Origin of the sequence: Oceanispirochaeta sp. M1 (genome assembly GCF_003346715.1) — a bacterium.
GTDB lineage: Bacteria > Spirochaetota > Spirochaetia > DSM-2461 > DSM-2461 > Oceanispirochaeta.
On sequence record NZ_QQPQ01000093.1, the window covers coordinates 1 to 4,889 of the forward strand.

A 4,889-nucleotide genomic window follows, 5' to 3' on the forward strand; every position below is an offset into this window, starting at 1 on the left:
GAAGAAAATGTATTCAATTGATTGACAATAAACGGACACCCTACAATAATATCTTTGAGGATTTTCCTGGTTCCAGGAGGTGTCCGTTTATTCCCGGTAGGGCTGTCCGTTTTCGCCGGAATCCGCATTATCAGTGGATCATAATAAGTATCATCAACATAAGCTACTTCGCTCTTATCCAGTATTCTAAGTGTATAATTGTTATCAGTAATAGTGCACCAATTTTTATAAAATTCAGTCCAAAGGGTATTATCAATATTTTTACAACTTGGTAAATATAATTCTAAATTTTCTGGAGATATTTCGCCTAATGATTTTGGTTTATATGAACCGTATGTCTTCTCGCTATTTAAAGATTTCGATACATTAATTCCATAGATATTCATATCATTATTATCTAGGATTGAAGAAAGATACCTCAAGCCAATATAATCTGATATGTTATTTGCATACCAAATTATTATCCTTTCAGTCTTTTCAATGTTTCTTAATGAATCTTTAAATATGCTGATTCTATCATGATAGTACTTTATTGATTCACTATCTGTATGAGTCATTTCTAATAATTGATCCATCCAAAGAATCCTATTCGATTCACCTTCTTTGGTATCGTAATTATTTAATGGACCACATGAATAATCATCAGAAATACTTATTACATTTGTTGCCTTTACGTTTTTTATATTACTAAGAAAATATTTCAGACATCCGGCTGCAGAATCTCCAAAAACTATATGGTATCTTATGCTATAAAGATTCATTCTATTTCCCTTCTCATTAAGATTTTTTACTATTTTTGAACAAATTAATTCATAATAATATTTTTTTGATCATATTTATCAAAGGTTCACTAAAGACATTGCTTACAGAACTTGATTAAGTTATGTAGTCCAACACCATGCATGCGATCTTCCTTTTGTAGTAGATGTGATGATCACGACAACAATTATAATACTTATATAATCGATGAGATGTTTAATGTTTTATTGAATCTGCAAAAAGATTTGGGCGAAAAAAAACCTCTCCAGCATAGAGAGGCAATGAGTTTCACCTTAAAAGGATAATGACCTAAGTAAAAAACCGTATCATTCTAATTTCTCATGTGGTTTGATTTGTTAACAGTCTCAATCGTATTCTCATTTTTAATCTATACCAAAAGGTAAACTAAAAAAGGAAATATAAAAGCTACAAAGTAGGAAAGCAAAACAAACCTATATAGTTCAACCTCAGTGGATGAGGTATATCACTTTTCAGTTTTAAATCACTCATAAACAAATGATTGACTGAATAATATCAAAGAACAAAACAAATGACAAGCGTTATTAAGTATTATTTATTATTTATTATATTATATAGTATATGAGTATCACAATCTCCCTTTTACTATTTTAGAAAGGGATCAAGAATGGCTATCTAATAGAAATTATTCAGAAGTAATTAGTAGTATCATTTGAAATAATAATCTAGCATAAAATAATGAAACACAAAATATTTTTTCTTATCGCCTTTCTATCTACAGTAATGATGCTGACATCATGTATGAGCATCCAATATCAACCATCAGAAGAAGAAAAATCCCTGGCAGCGGCTGTTCTTATCAAAGATACTGCCGGTGTTGAAAGGATGCTTAAAAATGGGGTTACTCCGAATGCAAGCGGAGTAAGCGGCTTAACTGTATTAAGCACTGCTATAAACAACAGCGACCTTGAAATGGCCGGTCTCCTCCTCTCCTACGGCGCCGGTATAAACATGACTGACAATGATGGAAATACATCGCTTTTTTATGCAAAAAAGCCGAATATTCAGCAATGGCTTATTGAAAAAGGGATTGATATTCAGATAGTGTCAAAAAAAGAGCGAACTGCCTTTGAAGTGTGGTGTACCGAATCTGCTACCGTTTTATCTGAAGCCCAGAAAAAAGAATATATGGATATTCTTAAATCACAGAAAATAGCAATTACAAAAGAACAGATGGAAGAGCTGTTCTGGGTAAGCAAAGATGATATTATTCAAACAATCAAACTGTTTACCACCTCAGGTTATGATCTTAATGCAACACACAACGGTAGCGAAGACACAGCTCTCATCCTCACGTCCAGGGCAGATAATTATTTATTAATGGAAGAATTACTCAATGCTGGTGCTGACGCGCAGATTGACAATAAGATCGGCGATGATCCACTCAATATCATTGCTTCATATCCAGAGAGCAAACACAGCAATGCCGAATACAAGAGAATCGTTACAGCACTGCTGGCCCATGGTGCAGAGATTAATGGAATTGACCGTTACGGAAATACCCCCTTATGTAATGCGGCTAAGATTAATCATCAGGCACGTGTTCTGATACTCCTTTCTATGAAAGACTGCGGGGTAAATGTTCCCGGCGAGTTCGGTGCAACGGCATTGTTTAAAACAAATAATTTTCCAATAGTAAAAGATCTTGTAGCTGCAGGGGCAGAGATTGATTTTGAAAATAATGGGGGCTCTACCCCGCTTTTCATGCAACTCAATGTCGATTCGGTAAAATACCTTATCAAGCTGGGGGCGGATGTCAATCATATCAACAATTATGAGGAAAATATCCTGATTCACAACATGCTTTCGGCCAATAAGTCTTATTCTATGACCAATGATTATGATAGGATAAAGAATGAATTTATAGGAAAATTTGAAGTGCTTGTGGCTGCCGGTATTGATATGAATCACGAAGAGGAAAAGTATGGGTTTACAGCCTTGGGTCTTGCCCGCAAGGTTCCTTTTGTGGAATTTGTCAGCCTTTTCGAAAAGGCCGGAGCCAGGAAATAGTGCCGGTATTTCCGAAAGAATACTGATAATGTTCAAAGAATAATAAAAAATGCTGTTCAAACCTGAACAGCATTTTTTATTTAAAGTGTGACTTACCACTCCCTTTTCAGGTAGATAGTGCATGATCCGGGGCCTTTGATCAATCCTGGCCCCGACGGTATGACTGCTTATCTGCTTAATTCGATCCTGGTAATTACCGGCTTTCGACCTCTGAGGTCCACATCGAAATCAACCCTGGCTCCCATCATCAAATACTCGGGGTCAATCAGTGCTGGCCCCTTAAATTCGTAATACCACTTTTTCCGGGTCGTATCTTCTACGATAATAGCCATCTGTCTTTCGCGGACGTAGGCAACTACGCCCTTGGCGCGGTGGATTGCACTTTCCATGATAGTATACTGTCCCAGCATAGAACCGGAGTGGCGATCCGGTGCACCGTTGACGCCTGCTTCCCTGGACCGGGCACAGATGGTTCCCTCTTTTTCCAGCACCAGAGGGCCCTTGTATTCCATCCACTCATGACTGCCGACAGGAGTATACTCCAGAATGAAGCGTGGGTCGCCAGTGATCTGGATACTGGTGCCCTTTGGGTAGGCCCCCCCAGTGAGCGCGAAGTGGGGCATGGGGACATTGACTATATAATCCACACTGACCACCTTGGAAAGGCTGCCAGCCCGGGGATCCGGTCCCAGGGCTCTGGATCGCGCATAGATTGTAGTGCTGTCAGCCAAGCGTGGGGGTTCTGTGTAAGTTGCCCAGGTAGTGCCGTCAAAGGAGTATTCCAGTACTGACCGGGGGTCCACGGGTATTGTCTCGAGGAAATCATTGCTATTTTTCCGGCTGCCGTAATAATGTTTAGCATTCTGTAGCTTGCTGCTGCCGTCATTGTTGACAGTCAAATAAAACCTGTCGTCCCCGGGATAAAATGGAACAGAAGTGTTCTGGTCGTAGGCACCGGGGTCGCGCATGATCCGTGGTGTGGGGGGCCCCCCGACCACATACTCTGCCTTGTAGACAGTGGTAAAGGTGGACCACTTGGCCCGGGCGAAAATGTTTTTGGATCTGTCCAGTACCAGGGGGGTCGTGTAGGCCTTCCAACTGGTTCCGTCAAAGGAGTATTCCAGCACGGGGACGCGACCGCAGTCGAGCTTGACCGTCTGACCCTTGTAGTACACCCCGGGTGCCGGTGTAATGACCAGACCGGGCATTTTGACCTTATATTCGCCGTAGGCATAACGGCTCTGGGCATCGCTTTCGTAAAAGTCTGGATACGGGTTATACCTGGCATATGCAGTAATTTTCAAAGGCTTGTCCAGTATGAATTCCTCGCCCTTGTACACAGCAAAGTGATCCATATCCGAAGTCATATAGAGAATCGTGTAGGCCTTGTCATTTTTATATTTTTCTTCCCCGGAAATTGTGATCACCGTACCCTGGTCTAAAGTACCCGAAGACTCGGAAAACCACGGGATCCGTGGTTTTACATCGGTTCTGAGTCCAAAGGCTGTCCCGGACACCAACAGCAACCCACTAAAAACCAGCCAAAACCTGGCCAGAGCCTTAAATCTGCTCATATACACTTCCTTAATAGTTCAATAATTGTTAGTACAATGAAGTATCTGTCATTCGGCATAATATTGGTCATACCATTCCGTTTATAATTCCTGATCAACATTCGTTCGGCAACGCCGAATGCGGCAGTCTAGTGTTTAAATATTTATTAGTCAACTTACAATTTCCCTAATAATTCCCCTAATAATTTCCTTACAATTTCCCTAATAATTGGTTTTTTCTAGTTCTTCAATTTACATATTTAAACTTTATTTACATTCCCATCCAAATCTATATAATCATTGATTGCTTCAGAAATGAATTAATTAATCAATTTCAAAATGTTCAGAAATATCATCAAATTTTGTCAAATATTCATTTAAATCAAAAGATACTTATACTGTAGAAAATCCGGATGAAAGTTGCCACCCATCCCGGTTCAAAGTTGCCAGTGATTCCGGACGAAGGTTGCCACCCATTCCGGTTTAAAGTTGCCACTTTTTAAGCGATTTCCGGAATCATTTTTTTAA

3 protein-coding genes are annotated in these 4,889 nt (G+C 39.7%); 1 reads left to right on the forward strand and 2 read right to left on the reverse strand.

Annotated features, from left to right (window positions below):
• A partial coding sequence (locus DV872_RS25725; RefSeq protein WP_114632843.1) for a DUF1835 domain-containing protein occupies positions 1-761 on the reverse strand: 761 nt, incomplete at its 3' end.
• Positions 762-1,476: 715 nt separating this feature from the next.
• On the opposite strand from DV872_RS25725, the gene DV872_RS25730 reads away from it, so the two are divergent.
• A complete protein-coding gene (locus DV872_RS25730) occupies positions 1,477-2,808 on the forward strand; it encodes an ankyrin repeat domain-containing protein (protein WP_114632844.1) in 1,332 nt (443 codons plus the stop codon).
• 167 nt (positions 2,809-2,975) lie between these two features.
• Here DV872_RS25730 and DV872_RS25735 read toward each other — a convergent pair whose 3' ends face one another.
• Positions 2,976-4,328: a hypothetical protein gene (locus DV872_RS25735; RefSeq protein WP_147283277.1), complete on the reverse strand. Its 1,353-nt coding sequence runs from the start codon at positions 4,326-4,328 to the stop codon at positions 2,976-2,978.
• Between the last annotated feature and the right edge of the window lie 561 nt (positions 4,329-4,889).